Below are 25,367 nucleotides of genomic sequence, written 5' to 3' on the forward strand. Positions count from 1 at the left end.
AGGCAATCCTCCGGAGGTCTTCCGGTTTCATTGAGGTCTAGGGTCTTGGAACGCTGCTCGTCAGATGGCGCGGCAGACCGTCCGGCATGTGCACGAAAGGAAGCTGCTCGCGCACCCATGCATGCAGGGTCGGCTTGTAGTAGGCGGCCAGATCCATGACGCCGAGCATGAAATAGATGCTGTCGGGCAGGCGCGCGTCGAGATAGGCGATCGGTGAGCCGCATTTCCGGCAGAAGCTGCGGCTCACCGGGCCGTTGACGTAGCTCTTCAGCGTATCGCCGGAGATGACGACCGCGTCGGCCATGAAGCCGACGAAGGCCGAGACCGGCGCGCCCGACGCCTTGCGGCAATCCGTGCAATGGCAGTAGCTGACGTGGAGCGGATCGGCCGACGCCTCGAAGCGCACGGCGCCGCAGCGGCAGCCACCGGAATGCAGTGCCGTCACGAACTGAGCCCCCCGAACAGGGTCGGGATGTCGAGGGGCCGGAAGCCGTAATGCGCCAGCCAGCGGACGTCGGCATCGAAGAAGGCGCGCAGATCCGGCATGCCGTATTTCAGCATGGCGATGCGGTCGATACCCATGCCCCAGGCAAAGCCCTGATACTCGTCCGGGTCGAGTCCGCCATGGCGCAGTACGTTCGGGTGAACCATGCCGCAACCCAGGATCTCCATCCAGTCGGAGCCCTCGCCGAAGCGCACCTCGCCCGGCCGCGAACGGTCGCACTGGATGTCGACCTCGAGGCTCGGCTCCGTGAAAGGGAAGAAGCTCGGCCGGAAGCGCATCTTGACCGACGGCACCTCGAAGAACGCCTTGCAGAATTCCTCCAGCACCCATTTCATGTTGGCGACATTGGCGGTCTTGTCGATGACCAACCCCTCCACCTGATGGAACATGGGCGAGTGGGTGGCGTCGGAATCCTGTCGGTAGGTCTTGCCGGGAATGACGATGCGGATCGGCGGCTTCTGCACTTCCATGGTGCGGATCTGGACCGGCGAGGTGTGGGTGCGCAGCAGCTTCCGGGCGCCGTCGGCGTCGGGCGGGAAAAAGAAGGTGTCGTGCATTTCCCGTGCAGGGTGCCCTTCCGGGAAGTTCAGCGCCGTGAAATTGTAGTAGTCGGTTTCGATATCCGGCCCCTCCGCGATGGAGAAGCCGAGGTCGGCGAAGATCGCGGTGATCTCGTCGATCACCTGGCTGATCGGATGGATGCGGCCGCGCTCGGCCGGCGACTGGCGCACGGGCAGCGTCACGTCCACCGTCTCGGCGGCAAGCCTGGCGGCGATCGCCGCATCCCTAAGCTCCGCCCTGCGCGTGGCGAGCGCCTCGGTCACGCGGTTCTTCAGCCCGTTGATCGCCGGGCCCTTGGACTGCCGTTCCTCCGGGCTCATCGAGCCCAGCGTCTTCAGCATCTCCGACACGGACCCCTTCTTTCCGAGCGCGGCGACGCGCACGGCCTCGATCGCCTGCTCGTCGCCGGCCGCGGCGATCTCGGAGAGAAGGGAAGCTTCAAGAGTGGCAAGTTCGCTCATGTTCCGGACCTGTCCTGGCCAAGCGGCCTGTCGATCATGCAAAGAAAAAACCCGCGCCAGCCCTGCCAGCGCGGGTTTCCCAAATCAGAATTTCGAAAGCTTGGGAAGCGCTGGTCTTAGGCGACAGCGCTCTCAAACGCGTTCGGGGTGGTGTTCTTCAGATATTCGAGCGCGACCTTGGCCTTGGCGACTAGGGCGGCGAAAGCCTGCGGCTCGTGGATCGCCAGGTCCGACAGAACCTTGCGGTCGATCTCGATACCGGCCTTGTTCAGGCCGTCGATGAAGCGGCCGTAGGTCAGGCCCTGCTCGTGGACAGCCGCGTTGATGCGCTGAATCCAAAGCGCGCGGAACGAACGCTTGCGGTTCTTGCGGTCGCGATAGGCGTATTGCTTGGACCGCTCGACCGCCTGCTTCGCGACGCGGATAGTGTTCTTGCGACGGCCGTAGAAACCCTTGGCGGCTTTCAGGACCTTCTTGTGCTTGGCGTGGGCGGTGACGCCTCTCTTTACGCGTGCCATGTCATGATCTCCTTAAACGCTTGATCCGAAGGCCGGGCTCAGAGGCCGCCGCCGTTGGGAAGAAAATTCTTGATGACCTTCTTGGCATCCGGCTCGGCGAGAACCATCGTGCCGCGGGCATCGCGAATGAACTTGTTGGTGCGCTTGATCATGCCATGGCGCTTGCCGGCGGCCTGCGCCTTGACCCTGCCGGTCGCGGTGATCTTGAACCGCTTCTTGGCAGCGGATTTGGTCTTCATCTTGGGCATTTTGCTATCTCCTATCGGCCTTGACGGCCTGTTGATTGCCGTTTCCGGACCGACCAAAGTCCGAAAAGCATACGAAGCCGCCACGGCATGCCCTGCCGGGCGGCTTTCTTTGGAACGCGGCCTTATAGCGAGTGGTCCGGAAAAGCGCAACTGCCTTCCCGAACGACTTTCCCGCGTGTTGGCATGACGTGCTTCCCCGCTCAGCGCGGAGCAAGCACCATCATCATCTGGCGGCCTTCGAGCTTCGGCTCCGCCTCGACCTTGGCGATGGCGGCGACCTCTTCGCGGACCTTGTTCAGGAGCTGCATGCCCAGCTCCATATGCGCCATCTCGCGCCCGCGGAAGCGCAGCGTCAGCTTGACCTTGTCGCCTTCCTCGAAGAAGCGACGCACCGCCTTCATCTTCACGTCGTAATCATGCGTGTCGATGTTCGGGCGCATCTTGATCTCCTTGATCTCGATGACCTTCTGGTTCTTGCGCGCCTCTGCCGCCTTCTTCTGGTTGGCGTATTTCAGCTTGCCCAGGTCAAGGATCTTGACGACGGGCGGATTTGCGTTGGGAGAGATTTCCACGAGATCGAGGCCTGCCTCTTCAGCGGCCAGCAACGCGTCGTTGATCGAAACGTCGCCGCGATTGTTACCGGTCTCGTCGATGAGCTGCACCCGGGGAACCCGGATGTCCCTGTTTGCGCGCGGGCCTTCCTTGGTGGGCGCCGCGGCTTTGAATGGTCTGCGAATGGTCGTGGTCTCCTCGAGCCGTTGAGTTTCTTGGTTGCTTGTCGCGCCTATGTCGTGTCGGCGCGGCGCAAGTCAATAGCACAGGTGCAACAATAAATCATCCGAAACCGCACATGCCGACATGAACCGACATTGCGCTTTTCGGCGGCACTTTCCGTGGCATGACGGCTGTGCCAAAAGTCGCGGGACCGATGGAGACCGGCGCATGATGGAAGAAAGAAGCGAAAGCATCGAGGTGGACGGCAACCGGATCGCGGTTCGCCACAGGCAGGGGCGGGCGCCAGGCATCGTCTGGCTCGGCGGGTTCCGCTCGGACATGATCGGCACCAAGGCCGAACGGCTCGACCAGTGGGCCGCCGAAACCGGCCATGCCTATACCCGCCACGACTATTCGGGTCACGGTGTCTCGGGCGGCACCTTTCGTGACGGTACGATCTCGCGCTGGCTCGCCGAAAGCCTCGCCGTGTTTCGCCGCTACACGACGGGCCCGCAAGTGCTGGTCGGCTCGTCGATGGGCGCCTGGATCGGCCTGCGCATGATCGCCGAACTCAACAAGGCGGGCGAGGGCAGCCGGGTCGGCGGGCTTGTCCTGCTCGCGCCGGCTCCGGATTTCACGACGGAGCTGATGGAGCCGCAGCTGACACCGGCCCACCGGCGGTCGCTCGCCGAGCAAGGCTTCTTCGAGGAACCGTCGGAATATTCGCCCGAGCCCAACATCTACACCCGCGCGCTTTTCGAAGACGGCGCCGCCAACCGCGTGATGACAGGGCCGATCGACACACACTGCCCTGTCCATGTCCTGCAGGGCCTCGCCGATCCCGACGTGCCGCACACCCATGCGCTCAAGCTGGTCAGCCTGCTGCCCGCCGACGACGTGACGGTCTCGCTCATTCCAGGCGGAGACCACCGCCTGTCGCGCCCTGAAGATCTCGACATGCTGATCAAGACCGTCTCGGCGATGGTCGAGCAGGCGGCACAATAAGCAATGCGTGCCTCCGTCCCGATCTCGGCCTTCGTCGCGGCGATCGTCGGTTTCGGCGGCACGCTTGCCGTCATCATCGCGGCGGCAGAGGCGGTTGGGGCGACCCAGGCGCAGACCGCGAGCTGGGTTACGGCCATCTGTCTCGCGATGGCCGTCGAGACGGCATGGCTTTCCTGGCGGACCAGGATGCCCGTCATCACCGCCTGGTCGACGCCCGGTGCGGCCCTTGTCGCGGCATCCAGCGGCTTCACCATGGCGGATGCCATCGGAGCCTTCGTCGTGACTGCACTCCTTCTGATGGCAACGGGCCTGTTCAAGCCGCTGACCAAACTCGTCTCACGCATCCCGGCCTCTGTTGCGTCGGGCATGTTGGCCGGCATCGTGGTCACCTTTGCCATGAATGCCGCGAGGACGGTGCCCGTCGACCCCTGGCTCGTCGTGCCCTTGGTCGCCGCGTTCTTCACCATCCGCCTTTTCAACCCCGCACTTTCGGTGCTGGCCGTGCTGGTCGGCGGCGGAATGGTTGCTTTTGTTTCGGGACGCATCGGCGGGCTGCCCGCGCCGGAGCTTTCGACCCTGACGCTGACCATGCCGGAGTTCTCCGTCGCTGCGACGGTCGGCCTCGCCGTCCCGCTCTATCTCGTGACGATGGCATCGCAGAACCTGTCCGGCCTCGCCGTGCTGCGGGCCGCAGGCTATCGGCCGGATGCGGGCCCGTTGATCACCGCGACGGGTTTCGTCTCGCTGCTTACGGCGCCGTTCAGCGCCCTGACGACGAACCTTGCCGCCATCTCGGCTGCGATCTGCACCGGCGCGGACGCGCATCCGGATCCTGCCCAGCGCTGGAAGACCGGCCCCTTCTATGCCCTTGCCTATCTAGTCTTCGCAGCATTCGGAGCATCGCTGGTCGCCATCTTCGCCGTGTTGCCGCAGAGCCTCATCGTGCTGGTCGCCGGGCTCGCTCTGATGGCGCCGCTCGCCAACGCCCTCTCTATCGCGCTGGGGCATGAGCGGGAGCGTATGGCTGCCGTCACCGCCTTCGTCGTCACCGCATCGGGCCTGACGCTGGGCGGCATCGGCTCGGCTTTCTGGGGGCTGATCGCCGGCCTGACCGTGCTCGGCCTGGAAGCCGCCAAAAAGCATTAAACGAATCAGGCTTTTGTCGGGTTTTCGCCGAAGCCGTCTTGAATCGCCATTTTCCCGCTACCATGTCGATTGGAGCAGCCATGAAATGGTTGCCCCCCAACGGAAGGAACGGGAGAAGATGAACACGAATGCACTGATCCGTCCGGCCTGGACGCCGGCGACCATCGCCTTGATGGTGATCGGCTTCATGGTGTTCTGGCCGCTCGGCCTCGCCATGCTCGCCTATATTATCTGGGGCGACCGGCTTGACGGCTTCAAGCGCGACGTAAACCGCGCCACCGACGGCGTCTTTTCGGGCTGCCGCGGTCGCCGCCGTAACGGCTACGGTCGGACCGGCAATGTCGCCTTCGACGACTGGCGCGAGAAGGAGCTCGAACGGCTCGCCGAAGAGCGCCGCAAGCTCGATGAGACACTCAGCGAGTTCGACGAATACATGCGCGAACTGCGCCGCGCCAAGGACCAGGAAGAGTTCGACCGCTTCATGGCAAGCCGCTCCAAGTCGACCCCCGCCAATCCCAAGCCGCGCGGCAAGGGATCGTCCACGGGCCTGCTCGACGAGGCCTGAGTTCAGCCTGACGTCTCTGTAGCCACGGCGCCGGCAACGGCGCCGTTTTTCATTGCCGGCTGCGTGGGATCCCCACTCGTCACGCGACGCGAATCAGTGTTTGCTCCCGCCATGCCCCTGTCCTTCCTGAAACGCCTGCAGACACCGAAACCGGCGCCCGCGCGGGAAAGGTTGCACGAGGTGGCTGGCCGCACGCTGCCGCTCAGGATCGTCGAGAACGACCGCGCCCGCCGCCTGACGCTCAGGATCGATACCGGAGGGCGCGGCCTGCGCATCACGGTGCCACCCGGCATTTCCGCCCGAGAGGTCGAGCATTTCCTCAACCGCCACCAGGGCTGGCTCGAGCAGCGGTTGGCTCGGGTGCCCGATCGTCCTCAGGTGCGCCCGGGCATCAAGATCCCGTTGCGCGGCATGCCGCATCTCATCGTGCACGAGCCCGGCACGCGCGGGAGCGTAACCATATCCCAGGACGAGAATGGGCCGGTGCTCATCGTCCATGGCGACCGCCGCCATCTCGGGCGCCGCCTAGCCGATTTCCTGAAACGCGAGGCCAAGCACGACATCGAGGCGCTGGTGGACAAGCACACCCGCGCAGTGGGGCGCCGCGCAAAGGCGATCCGCTTTCGCGACACGTCGAGCCGCTGGGGCTCATGCACCTCGGACGGGACGCTGTCCTTCTCCTGGCGCATCATGATGGCGCCGCTTCCGGTGGTCGACTATCTCGTCGCCCACGAAGTGGCGCATCTCAAGGAAATGAACCACGGGCCGAGATTCTGGAAGCTCTGCAAGGAGTTGTGCCCCGACACCGACCGCCGCAAGGACTGGCTGAAACGCAATGGCGGAGCGCTCCAGGCGATCCGCTTCGAGGAGTGAAGGGCGCATGCGGATCGGAACGGTCGGCCGATCATCGGATCAGGTCCGGTCCGCTCGACCCGCATACTGATCAGTAGCGCCCGCCATCTCGAGCATCAGCCTCTCCATCGAGATGGAATCGTCTCCGTAGGGATAGAAGTCGGACTTGTCTCCCTTTTCCCATTTCGTCCTCAGTTCGGGCTTGGTGATGTCCCAGTCGCGATAGGTTTGCCGAGCCAACTCGCGCAAGTCCCCGTGCAGTTCCGCCATCGAGGGCCGGCCCCAATAGTAATAGCCGTTGTAAACCTTGAAGACCTCGAGGCCCCGGCCCAGCACGATCGTGTGCGGGATCATCACATCGTGGGTGGTGTCGGTGTATTCCTTGATGTCGAGATCCTTCTGCACGATCCGCTCCTCGTCATAGAGGAAAGGCCAGGGAGCTGCGGTCTGCTGCCGGAAGTTGTTGGTGATGTGCCAATCATCGGTGGTGATGGTGACAATCTGGGTGTAGCCCACCACGAACTGCGGGTGAAACCGCACGAGTTCGTGCATGTGCTGACGGTCCTTGGGGCAGAAGAATCCGCGTGTGAGCATGACGATCATGAGCTGATCGCCCTGGAGATCCGAAAGGCGCCGGGGCGCCTTGGTGTGGTCGGGAAGGACGTAATCGGGGAACCTTGCTCCCGCAGTCATATCCTGTCTCATGGGGCTCTCCTTCCGCCGGTTGGTCAACATGTCGCCCAACCGGGCGGCTGGCGGCATGTTCCCGCTCGGCCGGCTGCCGGCGCCTGCTGCCAATCGTGTTCCTGATCCGCGCAACCGCAAAACGCCTGGGCAGAACGGATGCCGATCAAGCCTTAGGGTCATACTTTGCTCTTATTGCGTGCGGATCCTCGCAGCGATTTTGTTCATCTGCTCGATCTCCGTCCGCTGCGCTTTGGTGATTTCGCCACAGAGCGTCACGAGCTCGGGATCGGAAAGGTCTGCCTCGCGGCACATCAGGATCGCGCCGGAATGGTGCGGGATCATGGAGCTGATGAACTGACGGTCATCGATAAATGCCTGTGCGCGCGTCGCCCAGAACGACCCCGCGGTCAGCGCGGCGAAGAGAACGTAGAGGACGAAATTTGCTCTCCGGTTCGGATACATGCCGGGCATGGTGGCCAGCATGAAGATGCCCATTGGCGCCCACATGGTCACGGCCATGTAGAACATGTTCAGGTTGTTCCTGAAGTCACCCCAGCCGTCGATCATGGAGAACATGACGACATACATGACGGCCAGGCCGAGAGCCATGTTGACCCAAAACATGAAATAGGGTCGGCCGTGACCGCGGTGCTTCCCGCTTCCATGTCCGGCTTGCATTTCATCGCCGCGTGACATTCTTCTTCCCTTGGTCGGTGCCGCATTCCTAAGCCGCTGGTGCGCTTACAACCTAACTTGTCGTCGAATGTTCCATGATCGGCTCCCCGGCTTGCAAGCGCGCGATCATGCGCCGCGCAGGCAATAGCGCGGCCGTAACAGGCCCATACGCTCGCAAGCACAAGCCAACCTTCCACTAGTCGCCACTGACTACTCGCTATAGGCTCTCGACTCGCCCGCCGTTTCATGCCACTTCCCCTGCCATGGACATCAAGATCTGCGGCCTGAAGACGGCTGATGCCCTGACCGCCGCGCTCGACGCCGGCGCCTCGCATGTCGGCTTCATCTTTTTCCCGAAGAGCCCGCGCAACATCGCGTCGGCGCAGGCCGGCCGGCTGCGGCAGGCGGCGCGCGGCAGGGCCAAGGCCGTCGCGGTGACGGTCGACGCCGACGATGCCGCGCTCGACGGGATCGTGGCGGCGGTCGCGCCCGACATGCTCCAGCTCCACGGCAAGGAGACGCCGGATCGCGTGGCGGCGGTCAAGGCGCGTTACGGCCTGCCGGTCATCAAGGCCTTCTCCGTCAGCACCCCTGCCGACTTCGAGAAAGTCGCGGCCTATGCCGGCGTCGCCGACCGGCTGCTTTTCGACGCCAAGCCCCCCGCCGGCTCGGAACTGCCGGGCGGCAACGGCATCGCCTTCGACTGGCGTTTGCTGCGGCAACTCGACCAGGGCATCGACTACATGCTTTCCGGAGGGCTCAACGCCACCAATGTCGGCGAGGCCATTCGTCTGGCCAACCCGCCGGGCATCGACGTCTCGTCCGGCGTCGAGCGATCGCCGGGGGTCAAGGATACAGCCCTGATCGGCGAGTTTTTTCGCGCCGTGCACGCCGCCCAGGACAAAAGCGGAGCGTGAACGATCAAGCAGGCTTGTGTGGCGCCGCCCGCGCCTCACCTGCTTGGCTTCCTGTGTTGCCGCAGGTTTTTATCGGAAAACGGTGGGACACTTTTCCGAAACCTGCTTAGGGCACGGTTTACTTTTTGTCCCGTCCGCGACATAGCCATGGTTTCGGCCTTGCCGGGGCGGCCATGGAACCTTCCCCGGCGCGCAGCAACAGGAGATCGGCTGATGAACAAGCCGGCGGAGCCCAACTCATTCCGCACCGGACCCGACGAACAGGGCATGTTCGGCATTTTCGGCGGACGCTTCGTCGCCGAGACCCTGATGCCGCTGATCCTCGATCTCGAGCGGCACTGGCATGAAGCCAAGAACGATCCGGCCTTCCGGGAAGAGCTGCAGGCGCTGTCGACCTTCTATGCGGGCCGACCCTCGAAACTCTACTACGCCGAGGGCCTGACGCGGCATTTGGGCGGCGCCAGGATCTACTTCAAGCGCGAGGACCTGAACCATACGGGCTCGCACAAGATCAACAACTGTCTTGGCCAGATACTGCTCGCCAAGCGCATGGGCAAGAAACGCATCATCGCTGAAACCGGCGCGGGACAGCACGGGGTCGCCTCGGCCACCGTCGCGGCCCGCTTCGGCTATCCTTGCGTGGTCTATATGGGCGCCACCGACGTCGACCGGCAGAAACCCAACGTGTTCCGCATGAAGCTGCTCGGCGCCGAAGTGCGCCCGGTGTCGTCAGGGCACGGCACGCTCAAGGACGCCATGAACGAGGCGTTGCGCGACTGGGTGACGAATGTCGAGGATACCTACTACCTGATCGGCACAGCCGCGGGACCGCACCCCTATCCGGAGCTCGTCCGTGACTTCCAGTCGGTGATCGGCACGGAAGCCCGCGCCCAGATCCTCGAACAGGAAGGCAGGCTGCCTGACGTCATCATCGCCGCGGTCGGCGGCGGCTCCAACGCCATCGGCCTTTTCCATCCCTTCCTGGACGATCGGGGCGTGCGCATCATCGGCGTCGAGGCCGGCGGGCGTGGGCTCGAAGGCGTCGAGCATTGCGCCTCCATGAATGCCGGCTCGCCCGGCGTGCTGCATGGCAACCGCACCTACCTCCTGCAGAACGACGATGGTCAGATCCTGGACGGCCATTCCATCTCGGCGGGCCTGGACTATCCCGGCGTCGGGCCAGAGCATTCCTGGCTGCGCGACACCGGCCGGGTCGAATATGTCCCTATCCTCGATGACGAGGCGCTCGACGCTTTCCAGCTCACCACCAAGGTGGAAGGCATCATCCCGGCCCTGGAATCGGCTCACGCCATCGCCCAGGCGGTGAAGCTCGCGCCGACCATGGGCAAGGACCAGATCGTCATCGTCAATCTGTCCGGCCGCGGCGACAAGGACGTGCATACGGTGGCAAAGATGATGGGCATGGAGATCTGATCATGACGACCCGCATCGACCGCCGTTTCGAGAAGCTCAAGGCCGAGGGCCGCCCTGCCCTCGTCACCTATTTCATGGGCGGCGACCCGGATTATGAAACCTCGCTGTCGATCATGAAGGCGCTGCCCAGGGCCGGCAGCGACGTGATCGAGCTCGGCATGCCCTTCTCCGATCCGATGGCCGACGGCCCGGCGATCCAGGCGGCGGGGCTGCGCGCCCTGAAGGGCGGACAGACGCTCGCGAAGACGCTCCAGCTCACCCGCGAGTTCCGCAAGGACGACAATGAAACGCCGATCATCATGATGGGCTATTACAATCCCATCTATATCTACGGTGTGGACCGCTTCATAACCGATGCGATCGACGCCGGCATCGACGGGCTCATCGTGGTCGACCTGCCGCCGGAAATGGACGCCGAGCTCTGCATCCCCGCCCTCAAGGCCGGGCTCAACTTCATCCGGCTCGCCACCCCGACCACGGACGAGAAGCGGCTGCCCGCAGTGCTCCAGAACACGTCCGGCTTCGTCTACTACGTGTCGATGACGGGCATCACCGGCTCGGCGCTCCCCGACACGTCGAAGGTCGCGGCGGCGGTCGAACGCATCAAGAGCCACACAACCCTGCCCGTCTGTGTCGGCTTCGGTGTCAAGACCGCCGAGCAGGCGCGCGTCATCGGCGCCTCGGCGGATGGCGTGGTGGTCGGAACGGCGGTGGTCAATGCCGTCGCCAATGTGCTTGGGCCGAAGGGCGAGAAGACCGCCGACCCGGCGGAAGCCGTCGCCACGTTGGTGAACGGCCTGGCTCAGGGCGTTCGTGCAGCGCGCCTTGCTTCGGCCCGATAGTTTTCCCATCTGTTCGGTAAACGGGAACCGTCGTCATGAACTGGATCACCAATTTCGTCCGACCGAAGATCAATTCGATGCTCGGCCGCCGCGAGATGCCCGAGAATCTCTGGATCAAGGATCCCGAGTCGGGCGAGATGGTCTTCCACAAGGACCTCGAGGAGAACCAGTACGTCATTCCCTCCTCCGGCCATCACATGAAGATCTCGGCCAAGGAGAGGCTCAAATATTTCTTCGACGAGGGGAAATACGAGACGATCGACAATCCCAAGGTTACCGTCGACCCGCTGAAGTTCCGCGACGAGAAGCGTTATGTCGACCGGTTGAAGGACGCCAAGGCCAAGACCGGCCTGGAGGACGCCATCCTCAGCGGCACCGGCACGATCCACGGCCTGCCGATCGTGGCGACCGTTCAGGATTTCGCCTTCATGGGCGGCTCGCTGGGCATGGCCGCCGGGGAGGCGATCATCGCTGCGTTCGACGTGGCGCTGAAGAAGAAACGCCCCATGGTTCTGTTCGCCGCCTCGGGCGGCGCGCGCATGCAGGAGGGCATTCTGTCGCTGATGCAGTTGCCGCGCACCACCGTCGCGGTCGACCGGCTCAAGGAGGCGGGGCTGCCCTATGTCGTGGTGCTGACCAACCCAACCACCGGCGGCGTGACGGCCTCCTACGCGATGCTGGGCGACATCCATATCGCCGAGCCCGGCGCGCTGATCGGCTTCGCCGGACCACGTGTCATCGAGCAGACGATCCGCGAGAAGCTGCCTGAAGGCTTCCAGCGCGCCGAATATCTCATGGAGCACGGCATGGTCGACATGGTCGTCTCGCGCCTTGAACTGAAGGACACGATCGCACGGCTCCTCAAGATCCTCTTGAAGACGCCGCTTCCCGACGCAATCGAGCCGGAGGTCCTGCCACCTTCCGTGGTATCGGCGGAAACGCGTCCGCACGCCTGATCCAAGCGCGGTTCGCTCCGCGCGGCGCACCCGCGTGTTTTTCGGGGGTTGATGTGGTTGGGATTGGAAATTCCTGGACACCGATGCCATCGACCGAGCAGGAATTTCGAATCCAGTACGGCACCAGGACATGATCGTGACTTCCGCCACCTCCGCCGCCGACCGTGAAATCGAGCGCCTGACCAAGCTCCATCCGAGAGACTTCGATCTCTCGCTGGAGCGTATCTCGCGTCTTCTCGACCGGATGGGCAATCCGCAGGACCGGCTGCCGCCGGTCATCCATATCGCCGGCACCAACGGCAAAGGGTCGGCTGCAGCCTTCTCGCGGGCGCTGCTCGAGGCGGAGGGAAAGCGCGTCCATGTCCACACTTCGCCGCACCTGGTGAACTGGCACGAACGCTATCGCATGGGCGCGCCGGGCGGCAGCAAGCTCGTTGCGGACGAGGTGCTTGCCGACGCCATCGCGCGCGTCGCCGCGATCAATGGCGGCGAAACCATTACCGTCTTCGAGATCCTGACCGCCGTGATGTTCCAGCTCTTCTCGGAGCATCCGGCCGACGCCGCGATCATCGAAGTCGGGCTCGGCGGCCGCTTCGATGCGACCAACGTCATCAAGACCCCGGCCGTATCCCTCGTCATGCCGATCTCGCTCGATCATCAGGCCTATCTCGGCGACCGCGTCGAGCTGATCGCGGCCGAGAAGGCCGGCATCATCAAGCCCGGTGCGCCGGTGGTGATCGGCGCTCAGGAATTCGACGCCGCGCAGGAGCTGCTCGCCGAAACGGCCGAACGCCTGGACTGCCCCGTCTCGATCTACGGCCAGGACTTCATAGCCTTCGAGGAAAATGGCCGCATGATCTACCAGGACCATGAGGGCCTGATGGATCTGACGCCGCCCCGACTGATCGGCCGACACCAATACGCCAACGCGGCGGCCGCGATCGCCGCCGTCAAAGCGGCTGGCTTCCAGCTCGGCCACGCCGCCGTCGACCGCGCCATGGCGACGGTCGACTGGCCGGGCCGCATGCAGAAGCTGCCGCAGGGCCACCTTTCGGAGCTGGCGCCGGCCGGCGCCGAGGTGTGGATCGACGGCGGTCATAATCCCGGAGCCGGGATCGTCATCGCCGAGGCGCTGACCGAGCAGGAGGAGAAATTCCCGCGCCCGCTCTTCCTGATCACCGGCATGATCAACACCAAGGACCAGACCGGCTACTTCCACGCCTTCCACGGCATGGCGCGGCACGTCTACACCGTGCCTGTCGCTTCCAGCGAGTTCGGCGTTGCCAACACGGAGCTTGCGGTGCGCGCCGCCGAAGCGGGCCTGTCGGCCGAGCCGGTCAATTCCGTCGCCAACGCGCTGATGCTCCTGCGCGACACCTGGGATCCCGGGGAGACGCCGCCGCGCATCCTGATCGGAGGCTCGCTCTATCTGATCGGCGCGGTCTTGGCGGAGAACGGAACCCCGCCAGCCTGACAGTATCGCGCCTGAAGGCGAAGCGAAGGCGGCGCCCGATCCGTCGATGATCCTGCTCTATCCGAGTTTTCAGGCATTGGCGTTCCCGTCGCGAAGCATCCGGAGCGCTCAGGCCCCGCACGGAAACAGACTCATCCTGCCGAAGCCACCCGGCCGGGATTTCTGGGCGTTGACTTTTGTCCGCAATAAAATAACGTGATCACTGAAAAGAATGTGGGTCCCTTACAGTGGACACACATTCTCCGGAGCCTAACAGAAAAGAAGGGGAGCGGGCTCACCATGCGTGTGTTCACGGCCGTCCTCGCGACGGAAACCAATACCTTTTCGCCTATCCCAACCGGGCTTGGCGCATTCAAACTACAAGGCGAGTATTACGCCGCGGGCCATCATCCGGATTATATGACGCTGTTCGGTGCGCCCCTGTGGGTTGCGCGGGAGCGCGCGCGAGAAAAGGGCTGGACGGTTGCCGAGGGCATGGTTGCTTTTGCGCAGCCCGGCGGCAAGACCACGCGCAAGGCGTACGAGGCATTGCGAGACGAATTACTCGGCGACCTTCGCAAGGCGGGTCCGGTCGACATGGTGCTGCTCGGCCTCCACGGCGCGATGGTCGCCGAAGGCTATGACGACTGTGAAGGCGATCTCTTGAAGAAGGTCCGCGAGATCGTGGGTCCCGAGACGGTTGTCGGCGCGGAGCTGGATCCGCACTGCCATTTCACACGCGTGATGGTGGACAATGCCGACATGCTCATAGCCTTCAAAGAGTACCCGCACACCGATCTCTATGATCGCGCCGTCGAGCTCGTGGATCTCTGCACGGCCCAGGTTGAAAAGCGTATCCGGCCAGTGGCTGCGGTGGCCGATACAGGCATGGCCACGCTTATCTTCACGACGAGCGAGCCCGGAATTTCGCTCGTGAAGCGCATGAAGGAAATGGAGCAGCGCGAAGGCGTGCTGTCGGTGTCCATCATTCAGGGTTTTCCCTGGGCGGATGTGCCGGACATGGGGACGCGCGTTGTCGTCTATACGGACGGCGACGAGGGGCTCGCGCAATCGCTTGCGCGTGAGTTCGCGGACGACCTCTACGCCATGCGCGAGGAGATCAACCAATACCAACCCAGAATCGATGAGGCGCTCGACCTCGCTCTCGATGAGGATGAAGGTCCGGTTGTGATCGCCGATGGGGCCGACAATGCCGGAGGTGGCGCGGCGAGCGATTCCACCTTCCTTCTGCGCCGCATGCTTGAACGAAGCATCGGGAATGCCGCCCTGGGTCCGATCTGGGACCCTGTTGCGGTCCAGCTTGCATTTGACGCGGAAGAGGGTGCTCGCCTTCCGCTGCGCATCGGCGGCAAGGTGGGTCCCGAGTCCGGCGATCCCTTGGATGTCGTCTGCACAATCAAAGCCCTCAGGCGCAACATGACGATGGGCGGACTCGGCGGCGTGCCCGTCGCGCTCGGCGACTGCGCCCTGGTCGAGGTAGAGGGGATCGACGTCGTGCTCACCACGATCCGCTCCCAGGCCATGGACACCGATCTTTTCTCGCAGCTCGGCTGTGCGCTGGAAAGCAAGAACATCGTCGTCGTCAAATCAACCCAGCACTTCTACGCCTCATTCTCGAAGGTCGCGAAGAAGGTGCTCTATGCTTCGGTCCGGGGTACGGTGACATCAGATCTTTCGAGCTTGCCCTATCGCCGCATCGAGCTGCCGAAATGGCCAATCTCGGCCAAATGAGCTGGCTATCCGAAACTTCACAATTTTTCTGCCGGGCCACCGGCTTCCTAGCGGAGGGTGATTGAAATGCCGTTCTCCACGGATTTGGGCGCGGAGGGGATCCGTGCCGCGCGATCTTTTGCACGAGGCGCCGGCCGTCTCATCGCAGCGAGCCTTATCGCGCTCGCAGCCACGGCTGCGCATGCGCAGGAAAAAACCATTACCGCGGTCATGCATGCGGGGCTGCGCATGCTGGATCCGATCGTCAGCACCGCGCACATCACGCGCAACCATGGATACATGGTCTATGACCTGCTCGTGGGCGTCGACGCGAAGGGCGTGGTCCAGCCACAGATGGCAAGCTGGGAGACCGCCGAGGATGGTCTCACCTACACCTTCAAGCTGCGCGACGGCCTGGTGTTCCATGACGGGAAGAAAGTTACTGCCGCCGACGCCGTAGCATCGCTGAAGCGCTGGGGCTCGCGCGACGGAGCCGCCGCCTTCCTCATGGCCGCGACGGGCTCGATCGAAGCTGCCGATGAGACCACGATCGTCTGGAGATTGAAGGAGCCATTCCCGCTTCTGCTCGAAGTGCTGGCGAAGCAGTCTTCGGTGCCGGCCTTCATCATGCCCGAGCGTGTCGCCGCCACGCCTTCCGACACGGCAATCACCGAGTATGTCGGTTCCGGTCCGTTCGTTTTCGTCGACTCGGAATTCCAGCCGGGCGTGAAGATCGTCTATAAGCGCTTCGAAGATTACAAGCCGCGCAACGAGGCTGCTTCCGGCATGGCTGGCGGCAAGGTGGTAAATGTCGATCGCGTGGAATGGGTCACCATGCCCGACAGTCAGACCGCCATCAGCGCGCTGATGACCGGTGAAATCGACCTGATCGAGAACACTCAGATCGACTTGCTGCCGATCCTGGAGAGCAGCCCTGACGTCACCGTCGAGGTCCGCGATCCACTCGGCTACCAAGGGTTCGTGCGGATGAACTTCAAGCACCCGCCCTTTGACGACGTCCGTATCCGCCGCGCGGCGTTGACCGCGCTGGGTCAGGAGCAGGTCATGTCCACGATGGTCGGCAACCCCGACTATTATTGGCTCTGCGGTGCGATTTTCGGCTGCGGCACCTCACTCGGAGACGAAACCGGTGCGGAATCGCTCAAGGCCGGCGGCGACAAGGCCAAGGCTCGTCAAATGCTCGAAGAGGCCGGATACGACAACACCCCTGTCGTCATCTTGCAGCCGACGGATATAGGCGCCATGGGGGGTGTGCCGGTCGTGGTCGCATCGGAGCTGCGCGAAGCCGGCTTCAACGTAAATCTTCAGCCGATGGACTGGCAGACGCTGGTGGCCCGGCGTGCCAGCATGAACAAGCCCTCGGAAGGTGGCTGGAACATCTTCACCAGTTTCGCGAGCGGCGTCGAAGCCAACACCCCGCTCGTGCATCCGATCCTGCCTTCGACCGGCGATACCGGATGGTTCGGGTGGGCGACCGACCCTGAGCTGGAAGCGCTGCGCGCGGCCTATCTCAAGGCAGCGACCTTCGACGAACAAAAAGAAATCGCCCACAAGGTCCAGGCTCGCGTCCTCGACAACGTGATCTTCGTGCCGCTCGGCAACTACTCCTTCGTACAGGCCCGGAGCAACAAGCTGACGGACATGCTGCCCACGGCGATCCCGGTATTCTGGAACGTGAAGCTCGCCGACTGACAACAATAGACCATCCGGCAGTGGGTCGCTCCATGCCGGATGGCGTTGCCGATACGGAGTTCAGGCCACCATGCCGCTTTACATCCTCAAGCGCATCCTGTCGGTTCTTCCGGTGATGGCGATTGTGGCCCTGATCGTCTTCCTCATCCTGCGGCTGACCCCGGGAGATCCCGCCGCCATCATCGCCGGCGACGCGGCCACGCCTGAGCAGATTGCCCAACTGCGCGAAGCGATGGGCTTGAACGAGCCGATCTACATGCAGTTCCTGCACTGGATCGGGCAGCTTCTTCAAGGCAATCTCGGTACCTCGCTTATTTCCGGCACATCGGTCAACGCCCTCATCGCCGACCGCATCTGGCCGACGCTCAACATCGCGCTGCTGACGATCGTCATGTCCGTGCTCGTGGCCGTGCCGCTGGGCACCCTCGCCGCCTGGCGTCACGGACGCACGAGCGATCACATCGTGATGGCGATCTCCGTTGCAGGCTTTTCAGTGCCTGCCTTCGTCGTCGGTTATGTGCTCATCAGCATATTCGCCGCCAATCTCAGATGGCTCCCGGTGCAGGGCTACACGGCGCCCTCGCAGGATTTCCTGCAGTTCATGCGCCATGCCATTCTGCCTGCCCTGACACTGACCGCCGCCTATGTGGCGCTGACCGCGCGCATGACGCGTGCCAGTCTGCTGAACGTCCTTGGCGAAGATTATGTCCGCACCGCCCATGCCAAGGGTGTCAGCGAGATCAAGGTTCTGTTGCGGCACGGACTGCGCAACGCGGCAGTGCCGATACTGACGGTGGTGGGCACCGGTTTCGCCATGTTGCTCTCAGGCGTCGTCGTCGTCGAAAGCGTCTTCAACATACCCGGCATCGGCCGCCTGACCATCGATGCGGTGATGGCCAGGGACTATCCCGTCATCCAGGGTATAATCCTGCTCACCAGCGGCATCTACGTCCTGGTGAATCTCGTCATCGACATCGCCTACACGCTGTTTGATCCGAGGATTCGCTACTGATGCCGCAGACAACCAGCCCGACAATGCCCTCTCGGAGCATTCTGAGTTCCCTCGGTCTGCCGCCCGGCACACGCCCCGGCATGCTTCCCGTCGCCGCCGCCAGCGTTCTCGTGGTGATCGTGTTCGCCACTATCTTTGCCCCCCTGCTGGCGCCGCACGATCCGATAGCTCTCTCCGCGAACCGGCTGAAGCCGCCGTCCGCAGAGTTTCCGCTGGGAACGGACATGTTCGGGCGCGACCTGCTCTCACGCGTGCTCCATGGCGGGCAGATATCCCTTCTCATCGGGCTGGGAGCGGCGGCGATCAGTGTTTCGATCGGGCTCTTCATCGGGCTTGTAGCCGGTTTCTTCCGCGTGGCCGACGCCCTGATCATGCGGGTGATGGACGCCTTCATGGCCATACCGGCGGTGCTTCTGGCCGTCGCGATCGTCGCCATCCATGGTGCAAGCGTCGGCTCGGTAGTGCTGGCCATCACCTTCTCGGAAATCCCGCGCGTGGTGCGACTCGTGCGCTCCGTCGTGCTGTCCGCGCGCGAGGAGCCCTATGTCGAGGCCGCCATTTCGCTCGGCACGCGAATGCCCGTCATCCTGTGGCGTCATCTGATGCCCAACACGCTCGCGCCGCTGATCGTGCAGGCCACCTATATCTGCGCATCGGCCATCCTGATCGAAGCGATCCTGTCGTTCCTGGGCCTCGGCATCGGAACGGAGACACCTAGCTGGGGCAACATCATGGCCGAAGGACGCGCCTACTTCCTTCTGAAACCGTCCCTGATCTTCTGGCCCGGCCTGCTGCTTTCTCTTTGTGTCCTGTCGGTAAACATCCTCGGAGACGCGGCACGCGACATGCTCGACCCCCGTATGCGCAAGCGGGAAGGGTGAACCCGATGGTAAGTTTCAAGACTGGAAATTTCGATGGTGCCGAGGACGTCGTCTCCATCGAGAACCTGTGCATCGAATTGAACACCTCCGAAGGCTCTCGCCCCGTCCTCGACAATGTCAGCCTGCGTGTTCGTCGCGGCGAAACCGCTTGCCTGGTCGGCGAAAGCGGATCGGGCAAGTCGCTTACCTCGCTGGCGGTGATGGGTCTTTTGCCCGCGGGCGTCCTCGCGGTGACGTCCGGGCGCATCATGCTTGGCGACGCCGATCTGCTCAAGCGTTCGAAACGAGAAATTCGGACGATGCGCGGCAGCAGGATTTCGATGATCTTTCAGGAACCGATGACCGCGCTGAACCCGGTGATGCGCGTCGGCGACCAGATAGCCGAGGTGCTCGAGGCACATGGCCGCGTGTCGAAGAAGGAGACGCGCCGTCGCGTCCTCGACATCATGCAGCAAGTGCACCTGCCGGATGTGGAGCGCGTATATTCGTCCTACCCCCACCAGCTTTCGGGCGGCCAGCGGCAACGCATCATGATCGCGATGGCGCTCATACTCGAACCGGCGCTGCTTATCGCCGACGAGCCGACCACCGCGCTGGACGTCACAACACAGCAGCAGATCCTCGCGCTGATTTCCGAGTTGCAGCGCCGCCATGGCACGGCTGTGCTGTTCATTACCCATGACATGGGCGTCGTTTCCGAGATCGCCGACACGGTGCATGTGATGTGTCAGGGAAGGATCGTGGAGTCGGCGCGGGCGGAAGCCCTCTTCCAAACCCCTCAGCACGACTATACGCGCGCACTTCTGAAGGCGGTGCCAAGCCTGCAGCCGCGGTCGGCGCGTCCGGCGGAAGCGGGCGAACCGGTGCTCGATGTTTCGGAACTCTCCAAAACCTATAGCAGCGGTGGCTTCCTCAAGCCCCGTTCCGAAAAACGGGCGGCAGAGAAGGTGACCTTCCAGCTTCATCGCGGCCGTACGCTCGGCATCGTCGGTGAAAGCGGGTCGGGCAAGTCGACCGTGGCGCGCTGCGTCATCAGGCTGATCGACCCGACCGAGGGCACGATCCGCCTTGGCCAGCAGAATATCGGTCGCCTCTCGCATGGCGCGCTGCGCCGTCAGCGCGAAAGAATACAGATCGTCTTCCAGGATCCTTACCGCTCGCTGAATCCGCGCCGCAAGATCGGCAGCAGCCTGATCGAAGGGCCAACGAATTTCGGCGTACCGCGCGAGAAGGCACTGTCCCGCGCCCGCCAGCTGATGCAAATCGTCGGGCTGCCATCCGATGCGCTCGACTGCTACCCTCACCAGTTTTCCGGGGGGCAGCGCCAGCGCATCGCCATCGCACGGGCCGTGGCCATGGAGCCGGATGTCATCGTCGCCGACGAAGCCGTCTCCGCGCTCGATGTTTCCGTGCAGGACCAGGTTCTGAAACTGCTCGAGCACCTGCAGCGTGATCTGGGCATTGCCATTCTCTTCATCACCCACGACCTTCGGGTGGCGGCGCAGATATGCGACGAGGTGATCGTGATGCAGCACGGCAACGTCGTCGAGCACGGTACCGCCGAAGCGGTGCTGGTTTCGCCACAGCACCCCTATACGCGATCCCTGATCGCCGCTGCGCCAGGGCGAGGGTGGGACTTCGCCGCCTGTCGCGCGATATCGCAGCCCAACATAAGCGCCTGACCATGGCCGAGTGCATTGTTCTGGGAGCCGGCATGGTCGGCGTCGGCGCGGCGCTCGCGCTTCAGCAAAGAGGGAATAGCGTGGTTCTGGCCGACCGGCGCGCGCCGGGCGAGGAAACGAGCTACGGGAACGCCGGAATCATCCAGGTGGAGGCGGTCGAGCCATACGCCTTCCCCCGCTCGCCCGGGGAGATTGTCTCCGCGGCTTTGGGTTTGAATGACCAGGTGCGGTGGCGAGCCGGGTCCATCCACCGTTGGGCACTGCCGCTGACGCAGTATTTCATCCACTCGTCACCGGAAAACCATCGGCGCATTTCAGCAGTCTATAGCCGAATGATCCGCCGAGCGGGCAGCGATCACGCTCCCCTGATCGAGGCCGCCGGCGCACAGGCGATCGTCCGACGTGATGGTTTCAGGCAGGTCCATCGCACGCAGCGCAGCTTCGAGGAAGCGGCACGCGACGCGGAACGCATCGCCAGGGAATATGGCGTGGGAACCGATATCGAATCCGCCGATCAGCTTGCGGCATCTGAACCCAATCTGCGCAGGCGCCTTGCAGGTGCGGTTCGCTGGACGGAGGCATGGAGCTGTTCCGATCCTGGCGGGCTCGTAGCCGCCTATGCGAAGCTGTTTTCAGCGCGCGGCGGAAGCGTGATGCGTGCCGATGCCTACAGTCTCGTCCGGGCAGGGAAAGGGTGGCGCATCGACGGGCCGGAGGGGGTGGTAGAAGCGGAGAACGCCATCGTTGCGCTGGGTCCCTGGAGCGGCGAGTTCTTGAGACGCTTCGGTTATCGCGTGCCGCTGTTCTTCAAACGAGGCTATCACCGGCACTATCAGGGGAAAGGGCCCGACCTTCCGATGATCGACGCGGACAAGGGAGCCGTCGTCTCGCCGATGAAGGCGGGTCTTCGGCTGTTGACAGGCGCCGAACTCACATGGCTCGAATCGTCTCCCTCGATGCACCAGGCGCGCCATGTGAGGCGCGCGGTAGGAGAGCTGTTCGAACTGGGCGACCCGGTGGAAGCACGGCCCTGGTATGGGAACCGACCCTGTATGCCGGGCATGTTGCCGGTCGTGGGTCGTGCGCCGCGACATCAGGGGCTCTGGCTGAATTTCGGACATGGCCATCAGGGTTTCACGCTCGGGCCGACAACTGGTGAAATGCTCGCGCGGGCCATGGAGGGCGATGGACCCCTTCCCGCCGAGCTACAACTCATGCATGTCGCCTAAGAGTGTGCAGCGGTTTTGGGCAAACGACATGCTTTCGTTGCTTGAAGCGGCCGCCACCTCAATCCGAGAGGCGGTCAGGCAAGGCTTCCCTATCGCGGAACAGATGATTGTGGGCTCGGTCGCCCATCGACCACACCGCGGCGCGCAGATAGCTGGACAGTTCTTCGGCGCCACGCCTTAGCCTGTCGATCAGCTCATCCTGCCGTGCATCGAGATCGGCCTGCGGCAAGATGATGCTCAGCGTTGCGACGCACTCATGGTTGCGGTTCAGGATCGGCGTCCCGGCCGTTCCTACATAGGGCTCGATGAGGCCACGGGCGATAAAGTAGCCATCCCGCTTGGCCTGTTCGATTTCCTCGCAAAAGCGATCGAAGGGAAGAAGCCCGCCCGAGCCGAGACGGAAATCCTCGTCGGGAATGTTCCGGCGGATCGTTTCGCACGGGATATCGACCAGTTGCAGTCGCGCCGAACCGGTTATCGGCAGTGGATAACGCGAGCCTTCGACGGTTCGCAGATAGTTGCGGCTACGCCCGGTTGCCGAGATCAACACGAGCTGCTGCCAGTTATCTGCGACGTTGATTTCAGTGACGACGCCTGTCTCGACCGCCACGCGCTGCACAACCTCGCGCGCCACCTGCTCGAAGCGAGCGTTGCGCGAATAGGCAAGGCCCAGCAGTCCCGCGCGGTGGCCGAGGCTGATGCTGCCATCGTCATCGACAACCAGCCAATCGCGCGCCACCAACTGCTCGACCAGGGAATAGATCGTGGAACGGGGGCAATCGAGCGCCTTGGCAAGCGCGTTACGGCTGACCGGCTCCACGACATTCTCGAGATGTTCGAGAATGTCGAGAATTCTGTCCGTACCCTTGGCTCGATGCACGACATGTTCCCCCTGCATGGTTCCCTCACTAAATCGAGTGGCTGCTGCGAGACGAGTCGGAAAGGAGTGCATCGAGCCGCGCTTGCAGACTTTCGCTGGCCAGACGCCCCCGTTCGCCGATCATGACGAGCCTGCAGCCGTCCTCTTCGCCGCTCGTGGGTTCCAGCGTCACCTTGTAGCCCACCATCTGTAAAAGATAGCCCTGTCCCGGACGTTCGCGAAATCGGAGTATTCCCTTGGCCCGAACAAGCGATGGGGCAAATTCGGCTATGAGGGACTGGAATCCTTCCAGCGGAAGCGAGGCTTTCGTTTGCCATTCCAGCTTCGTGAAACGGTCGGCCCTGACGGTCGCCGATACCGGGGTGGCCGTGAACCTGGATACCGGCTCGCCGACGTCGAAAAACACATCGCTTGGAAGTGGCTCCCTTGCGGGGTCGAAGACCGGAGGCTTGCCTGATGGCGACAGGGACGAAACGAGCGCTTCCACTTGCTCCTTCGCTAGTTCCGTGGTCTTCGACAGAACAATGAAGTTGGCGACCGAGAGTTGGGCGCGCCATAGATCGTCGGCCCTCCGCGAGGGCGTGTCGTGGATGTCCGGGGCATCCACCACGCAAACGACGGCATCGAGCCTCGCGCTCTTCCACAGCACCGGGTCGGACAGAGCCTGGATGATACCGGACGGATCAGCCACGCCGCTCGCTTCGATGACGATATGGTCCGGCGCCGCATCGCGTGCCAGAAGCAGCTTGAGCGTACGCAGCAGGTCGCCCTGCATTGTGCAGCAGATGCAGCCATTGGCGAGGCCGATGACGGCATCCGCCCTGCCGCTGATCAGTTCCTCGTCGATGTTGATCGCGCCGAAATCATTGACGACGGCCGCGATGCGGCGACCATCGGCTTTCGCCAGCAAGTTGTTGATGAGCGTGGTCTTGCCAGCCCCGAGAAACCCCGTGATGACAAGAACCGGGGTTGTCATCGAGGGTCGCTCTTGATCGCCCGGCCTGGGCGCGCATCGAGGACCAGTTCACGCTCGCTGATGACAGCCTCGCCATTGACCAGGACGTGAACCATGCCATCCGCCGGCAGGTGCATCTCTTCGAATGATGCCCGATCGCGCACGTCGGCGAGATCGAAGACCACGATGTCGGCGTCACATCCGGCCTGCAACCTCCCCTTGCGACGGAATTGCTCGCTGCAGCTCTCGACGATCCTGGCCGGGATGAGTGTGCATTTGGCGATCGCCTCCAGCAGCGGCACGACCTTACGCTCGTTTACCCACTGGTTCAGGAACCTCGTATAGGTGCCCGAGGAGCGCGGGTGCGAAGACTTATCCGGCCCAAGTGGCCATTCGTCGCCCGAATATAGGGTGCCGTCCGGATTGCTCCATGGCACCGCATCCGACGCAATCGCGCCGCCGGGATACATGACTGAGACATCCAGCAGCTCGCTGTCGTGCGGATTCTTGTCGTCGAGGAAATGCCACAACACCAGTGCACCAGGCGTTGCGGTCCGCGCCGCCGCAAGCTCGTCGCGGCTCTTGAAGCGCTTGCCGGTGCTTACTTCCTGGATGGCATCGTAGCCTGTTCCGGTCCGTTCCGCGAAATCCGTCTCCATGAAGAAGCCCGCGCTCATCACGGTGGAGCCGGTGCCGTACGGATAGGCTTCCGTCGTGACGGGCAGACCCTGCTCCTGAGCCTTGCGGATGAGGGCCGCCGCATGTTCCACGTCATGAAGGCTGGTGCTGTTCAGGTGACAGATATGCATATGCGCGCCTGTCGCACCGGCAAGCCCGATCAGCCGAACATACGCTTCTATCGAGCTCTTCGGGTCGAGGTTGGACATATAAGGGATGTGCGTATAGGTCGGCATGGAAAACTCCACCGCCAGTTCGCAGATCCGCGTCATTTCCTTCACGCCCGCGCCCGGCGCATAGCCGTTGGGAATGCCGATACCCAGGGCACCCTGCTGGAGACCTTCACGGGTGATCGCGACAATCTCCTCCGTCTGGCTGGGCGACGACGTCTCGACGGACCAGCGCATGTCATTCGCGCCGGCACCCATCATCTCTATCGGGGCCAACTTGCCGTTCAGATCCAGGCCAATCATCACTGCCTTGCGAGCGAACAGCCAAGCCGCCGCGGTGCCGTAATTGAGGACGCGACCGGCTGCCTTCTGGCTTTCATACCAGCGGCCGACCGGCAACGCGCCCACTTCGAGTTCCAGCGCGGTGGTAACGCCGTCGAAGGCCTGCATTCGGTCCGCGGGAATGGACTGCCCGTGCGCATGAAGATCGATGAACCCCGGCGCGACCACGAGGCCGGAGGCGTCGATTTCCCGCGCGCCGGCGGCGAGCGCGGGGCCGACAGCTTCGATGCGATCCCCGACTATGCCGACATCGGCGATCGCATCGAACCCGGTTTCAGGATCGAGAACCCTTCCGCCGCGAACAACGATGTCAAAGGCGGCCGTTGCGTCTGCCATATTCACCCTCCCGAATGTCTCTTATAATGGAATTATGTCTCTACAGTGATTGCTGTCCACCATTGCAGTATTTGGCAGACCTGTCCATATCGCTGGAGATCTACGCCGCCCCTGAATCACATAGATTGCGAGCCGCCGTAGAAGGCGACGGGCGGCCGCGGGGTAGGCCCGGCGACCCCGCTATGCGCCCGCCGATATCGGCCCACAATTTTTTCGCCC

Annotated in this window: 25 protein-coding genes; 15 read left to right on the forward strand and 10 right to left on the reverse strand. The window is 63.3% G+C overall.

Annotated elements, in window-relative coordinates:
* Nucleotides 1–37 precede the first annotated feature (37 nt).
* From ACCO56_RS25200 to infC, 5 genes are all read right to left on the reverse strand, one after another.
* Nucleotides 38–445, reverse strand: a complete 408-nt coding sequence (locus ACCO56_RS25200) for a GFA family protein (protein WP_433643639.1) — start codon at nucleotides 443–445, stop codon at nucleotides 38–40.
* Nucleotides 442–1,527, reverse strand: a complete 1,086-nt coding sequence (gene pheS / locus ACCO56_RS25205) for a phenylalanine--tRNA ligase subunit alpha (RefSeq protein WP_433643640.1) — start codon at nucleotides 1,525–1,527, stop codon at nucleotides 442–444. Before pheS ends, ACCO56_RS25200 begins: the two co-directional genes overlap by 4 nt.
* A 116-nt stretch (nucleotides 1,528–1,643) precedes the next feature.
* Nucleotides 1,644–2,045, reverse strand: coding sequence for a 50S ribosomal protein L20 (gene rplT, locus ACCO56_RS25210; protein WP_433643641.1), 402 nt, complete (start codon nucleotides 2,043–2,045; stop codon nucleotides 1,644–1,646).
* Nucleotides 2,046–2,083: 38 nt separating this feature from the next.
* Nucleotides 2,084–2,293, reverse strand: a complete 210-nt coding sequence (rpmI, locus tag ACCO56_RS25215; protein WP_433643642.1) for a 50S ribosomal protein L35 — start codon at nucleotides 2,291–2,293, stop codon at nucleotides 2,084–2,086.
* A 200-nt stretch (nucleotides 2,294–2,493) separates the two neighbouring features.
* Nucleotides 2,494–3,030: a translation initiation factor IF-3 gene (gene infC / locus ACCO56_RS25220; protein ID WP_433643790.1), complete on the reverse strand. Its 537-nt coding sequence runs from the start codon at nucleotides 3,028–3,030 to the stop codon at nucleotides 2,494–2,496.
* Nucleotides 3,031–3,235: 205 nt separating this feature from the next.
* Between infC and ACCO56_RS25225 the strand changes: the two genes are divergently transcribed.
* The 4 genes from ACCO56_RS25225 (at nucleotide 3,236) to ACCO56_RS25240 (ending at nucleotide 6,596) form a co-directional block, all read left to right on the forward strand.
* Entirely contained in the window at nucleotides 3,236–4,012 is a 777-nt protein-coding gene (locus ACCO56_RS25225; RefSeq protein ID WP_433643643.1) for an alpha/beta hydrolase, read from the forward strand.
* A gap of 3 nt (nucleotides 4,013–4,015) precedes the next feature.
* Nucleotides 4,016–5,158: a benzoate/H(+) symporter BenE family transporter gene (locus ACCO56_RS25230; protein WP_433643645.1), complete on the forward strand. Its 1,143-nt coding sequence runs from the start codon at nucleotides 4,016–4,018 to the stop codon at nucleotides 5,156–5,158.
* Nucleotides 5,159–5,276: 118 nt separating this feature from the next.
* Nucleotides 5,277–5,723 (forward strand): DUF2852 domain-containing protein, encoded by a 447-nt coding sequence (locus tag ACCO56_RS25235; protein WP_433643646.1) that lies wholly within the window; start codon nucleotides 5,277–5,279, stop codon nucleotides 5,721–5,723.
* A 111-nt stretch (nucleotides 5,724–5,834) separates the two neighbouring features.
* A complete protein-coding gene (locus tag ACCO56_RS25240) occupies nucleotides 5,835–6,596 on the forward strand; it encodes a M48 family metallopeptidase (protein ID WP_433643647.1) in 762 nt (253 codons plus the stop codon).
* Between the two features lie 39 nt (nucleotides 6,597–6,635).
* Here ACCO56_RS25240 and ACCO56_RS25245 read toward each other — a convergent pair whose 3' ends face one another.
* Together ACCO56_RS25245 and ACCO56_RS25250 are read right to left on the reverse strand one after the other, a co-directional pair.
* Nucleotides 6,636–7,280 (reverse strand): redoxin domain-containing protein, encoded by a 645-nt coding sequence (locus ACCO56_RS25245; RefSeq protein WP_433643648.1) that lies wholly within the window; start codon nucleotides 7,278–7,280, stop codon nucleotides 6,636–6,638.
* Nucleotides 7,281–7,451: 171 nt separating this feature from the next.
* Nucleotides 7,452–7,958, reverse strand: coding sequence for a DUF305 domain-containing protein (locus tag ACCO56_RS25250; RefSeq protein WP_433643649.1), 507 nt, complete (start codon nucleotides 7,956–7,958; stop codon nucleotides 7,452–7,454).
* A gap of 242 nt (nucleotides 7,959–8,200) precedes the next feature.
* On the opposite strand from ACCO56_RS25250, the gene ACCO56_RS25255 reads away from it, so the two are divergent.
* The 11 genes from ACCO56_RS25255 (at nucleotide 8,201) to ACCO56_RS25305 (ending at nucleotide 21,787) form a co-directional block, all read left to right on the forward strand.
* Nucleotides 8,201–8,854, forward strand: coding sequence for a phosphoribosylanthranilate isomerase (locus ACCO56_RS25255; RefSeq protein ID WP_433643650.1), 654 nt, complete (start codon nucleotides 8,201–8,203; stop codon nucleotides 8,852–8,854).
* 213 nt (nucleotides 8,855–9,067) lie between these two features.
* Nucleotides 9,068–10,288 (forward strand): tryptophan synthase subunit beta, encoded by a 1,221-nt coding sequence (gene trpB, locus ACCO56_RS25260; protein ID WP_433643651.1) that lies wholly within the window; start codon nucleotides 9,068–9,070, stop codon nucleotides 10,286–10,288.
* A gap of 2 nt (nucleotides 10,289–10,290) precedes the next feature.
* Nucleotides 10,291–11,130 carry a tryptophan synthase subunit alpha gene (gene trpA, locus ACCO56_RS25265; RefSeq protein WP_433643652.1) on the forward strand — a complete coding sequence of 280 codons (840 nt, stop codon included), beginning with the start codon at nucleotides 10,291–10,293 and terminating at the stop codon, nucleotides 11,128–11,130.
* A gap of 35 nt (nucleotides 11,131–11,165) precedes the next feature.
* Complete coding sequence (accD, locus tag ACCO56_RS25270) at nucleotides 11,166–12,086, forward strand: acetyl-CoA carboxylase, carboxyltransferase subunit beta (protein WP_433643653.1); 921 nt, start codon at nucleotides 11,166–11,168, stop codon at nucleotides 12,084–12,086.
* Nucleotides 12,087–12,216: 130 nt separating this feature from the next.
* Nucleotides 12,217–13,560: a bifunctional folylpolyglutamate synthase/dihydrofolate synthase gene (locus ACCO56_RS25275; RefSeq protein ID WP_433643654.1), complete on the forward strand. Its 1,344-nt coding sequence runs from the start codon at nucleotides 12,217–12,219 to the stop codon at nucleotides 13,558–13,560.
* A 279-nt stretch (nucleotides 13,561–13,839) separates the two neighbouring features.
* Nucleotides 13,840–15,291 (forward strand): M81 family metallopeptidase, encoded by a 1,452-nt coding sequence (locus tag ACCO56_RS25280; RefSeq protein WP_433643655.1) that lies wholly within the window; start codon nucleotides 13,840–13,842, stop codon nucleotides 15,289–15,291.
* 66 nt (nucleotides 15,292–15,357) lie between these two features.
* Nucleotides 15,358–16,983: an ABC transporter substrate-binding protein gene (locus ACCO56_RS25285; RefSeq protein ID WP_433643656.1), complete on the forward strand. Its 1,626-nt coding sequence runs from the start codon at nucleotides 15,358–15,360 to the stop codon at nucleotides 16,981–16,983.
* A gap of 70 nt (nucleotides 16,984–17,053) precedes the next feature.
* Entirely contained in the window at nucleotides 17,054–17,995 is a 942-nt protein-coding gene (locus ACCO56_RS25290; protein WP_433643657.1) for an ABC transporter permease, read from the forward strand.
* The gene (locus tag ACCO56_RS25295) at nucleotides 17,995–18,876 is read left to right on the forward strand and encodes an ABC transporter permease (protein ID WP_433643658.1); all 882 of its coding nucleotides are present in this window, start codon (nucleotides 17,995–17,997) and stop codon (nucleotides 18,874–18,876) included. The genes ACCO56_RS25290 and ACCO56_RS25295 overlap by 1 nt, the downstream gene beginning before the upstream one ends.
* A 5-nt stretch (nucleotides 18,877–18,881) precedes the next feature.
* Nucleotides 18,882–20,558 carry an ABC transporter ATP-binding protein gene (locus ACCO56_RS25300; protein ID WP_433643659.1) on the forward strand — a complete coding sequence of 559 codons (1,677 nt, stop codon included), beginning with the start codon at nucleotides 18,882–18,884 and terminating at the stop codon, nucleotides 20,556–20,558.
* A gap of 2 nt (nucleotides 20,559–20,560) precedes the next feature.
* Nucleotides 20,561–21,787, forward strand: a complete 1,227-nt coding sequence (locus tag ACCO56_RS25305; protein WP_433643660.1) for an NAD(P)/FAD-dependent oxidoreductase — start codon at nucleotides 20,561–20,563, stop codon at nucleotides 21,785–21,787.
* A 58-nt stretch (nucleotides 21,788–21,845) separates the two neighbouring features.
* Here the strand turns inward: ACCO56_RS25305 and ACCO56_RS25310 are convergent, their stop codons facing one another.
* The 3 genes from ACCO56_RS25310 to ACCO56_RS25320 are packed head-to-tail and all read right to left on the reverse strand — an operon-like array spanning nucleotide 21,846 to nucleotide 25,148.
* Complete coding sequence (locus ACCO56_RS25310; protein WP_433643661.1) at nucleotides 21,846–22,685, reverse strand: IclR family transcriptional regulator; 840 nt, start codon at nucleotides 22,683–22,685, stop codon at nucleotides 21,846–21,848.
* 10 nt (nucleotides 22,686–22,695) lie between these two features.
* On the reverse strand, nucleotides 22,696–23,643 hold the full coding sequence (locus ACCO56_RS25315) for a CobW family GTP-binding protein (RefSeq protein WP_433643662.1): 948 nt from the start codon (nucleotides 23,641–23,643) through the stop codon (nucleotides 22,696–22,698).
* On the reverse strand, nucleotides 23,640–25,148 hold the full coding sequence (locus ACCO56_RS25320; protein ID WP_433643663.1) for an amidohydrolase family protein: 1,509 nt from the start codon (nucleotides 25,146–25,148) through the stop codon (nucleotides 23,640–23,642). Before ACCO56_RS25320 ends, ACCO56_RS25315 begins: the two co-directional genes overlap by 4 nt.
* Between the last annotated feature and the right edge of the window lie 219 nt (nucleotides 25,149–25,367).

It is taken from the genome of Mesorhizobium sp. 1B3, assembly GCF_050958605.1.
In the GTDB taxonomy this organism is placed as follows: Bacteria; Pseudomonadota; Alphaproteobacteria; order Rhizobiales; family Rhizobiaceae.

Bases quoted from the DNA above. Each gene is read 5' to 3' on its own strand.
- pheS (WP_433643640.1), bottom strand. From the start codon at position 1,527: ATGAGCGAACTTGCCACTCTTGAAGCTTCCCTTCTCTCCGAGATCGCC.
- rplT (WP_433643641.1), bottom strand. From the start codon at position 2,045: ATGGCACGCGTAAAGAGAGGCGTCACCGCCCACGCCAAGCACAAGAAG.
- rpmI (WP_433643642.1), bottom strand. From the start codon at position 2,293: ATGCCCAAGATGAAGACCAAATCCGCTGCCAAGAAGCGGTTCAAGATC.
- ACCO56_RS25225 (WP_433643643.1), top strand. From the start codon at position 3,236: ATGATGGAAGAAAGAAGCGAAAGCATCGAGGTGGACGGCAACCGGATC.
- ACCO56_RS25230 (WP_433643645.1), top strand. From the start codon at position 4,016: ATGCGTGCCTCCGTCCCGATCTCGGCCTTCGTCGCGGCGATCGTCGGT.
- ACCO56_RS25235 (WP_433643646.1), top strand. From the start codon at position 5,277: ATGAACACGAATGCACTGATCCGTCCGGCCTGGACGCCGGCGACCATC.
- ACCO56_RS25240 (WP_433643647.1), top strand. From the start codon at position 5,835: ATGCCCCTGTCCTTCCTGAAACGCCTGCAGACACCGAAACCGGCGCCC.
- ACCO56_RS25245 (WP_433643648.1), bottom strand. From the start codon at position 7,280: ATGAGACAGGATATGACTGCGGGAGCAAGGTTCCCCGATTACGTCCTT.
- ACCO56_RS25250 (WP_433643649.1), bottom strand. From the start codon at position 7,958: ATGTCACGCGGCGATGAAATGCAAGCCGGACATGGAAGCGGGAAGCAC.
- ACCO56_RS25255 (WP_433643650.1), top strand. From the start codon at position 8,201: ATGGACATCAAGATCTGCGGCCTGAAGACGGCTGATGCCCTGACCGCC.
- trpB (WP_433643651.1), top strand. From the start codon at position 9,068: ATGAACAAGCCGGCGGAGCCCAACTCATTCCGCACCGGACCCGACGAA.
- trpA (WP_433643652.1), top strand. From the start codon at position 10,291: ATGACGACCCGCATCGACCGCCGTTTCGAGAAGCTCAAGGCCGAGGGC.
- accD (WP_433643653.1), top strand. From the start codon at position 11,166: ATGAACTGGATCACCAATTTCGTCCGACCGAAGATCAATTCGATGCTC.
- ACCO56_RS25275 (WP_433643654.1), top strand. From the start codon at position 12,217: ATGATCGTGACTTCCGCCACCTCCGCCGCCGACCGTGAAATCGAGCGC.
- ACCO56_RS25280 (WP_433643655.1), top strand. From the start codon at position 13,840: ATGCGTGTGTTCACGGCCGTCCTCGCGACGGAAACCAATACCTTTTCG.
- ACCO56_RS25285 (WP_433643656.1), top strand. From the start codon at position 15,358: ATGCCGTTCTCCACGGATTTGGGCGCGGAGGGGATCCGTGCCGCGCGA.
- ACCO56_RS25290 (WP_433643657.1), top strand. From the start codon at position 17,054: ATGCCGCTTTACATCCTCAAGCGCATCCTGTCGGTTCTTCCGGTGATG.
- ACCO56_RS25295 (WP_433643658.1), top strand. From the start codon at position 17,995: ATGCCGCAGACAACCAGCCCGACAATGCCCTCTCGGAGCATTCTGAGT.
- ACCO56_RS25300 (WP_433643659.1), top strand. From the start codon at position 18,882: ATGGTAAGTTTCAAGACTGGAAATTTCGATGGTGCCGAGGACGTCGTC.
- ACCO56_RS25305 (WP_433643660.1), top strand. From the start codon at position 20,561: ATGGCCGAGTGCATTGTTCTGGGAGCCGGCATGGTCGGCGTCGGCGCG.
- ACCO56_RS25310 (WP_433643661.1), bottom strand. From the start codon at position 22,685: ATGCAGGGGGAACATGTCGTGCATCGAGCCAAGGGTACGGACAGAATT.
- ACCO56_RS25315 (WP_433643662.1), bottom strand. From the start codon at position 23,643: ATGACAACCCCGGTTCTTGTCATCACGGGGTTTCTCGGGGCTGGCAAG.
- ACCO56_RS25320 (WP_433643663.1), bottom strand. From the start codon at position 25,148: ATGGCAGACGCAACGGCCGCCTTTGACATCGTTGTTCGCGGCGGAAGG.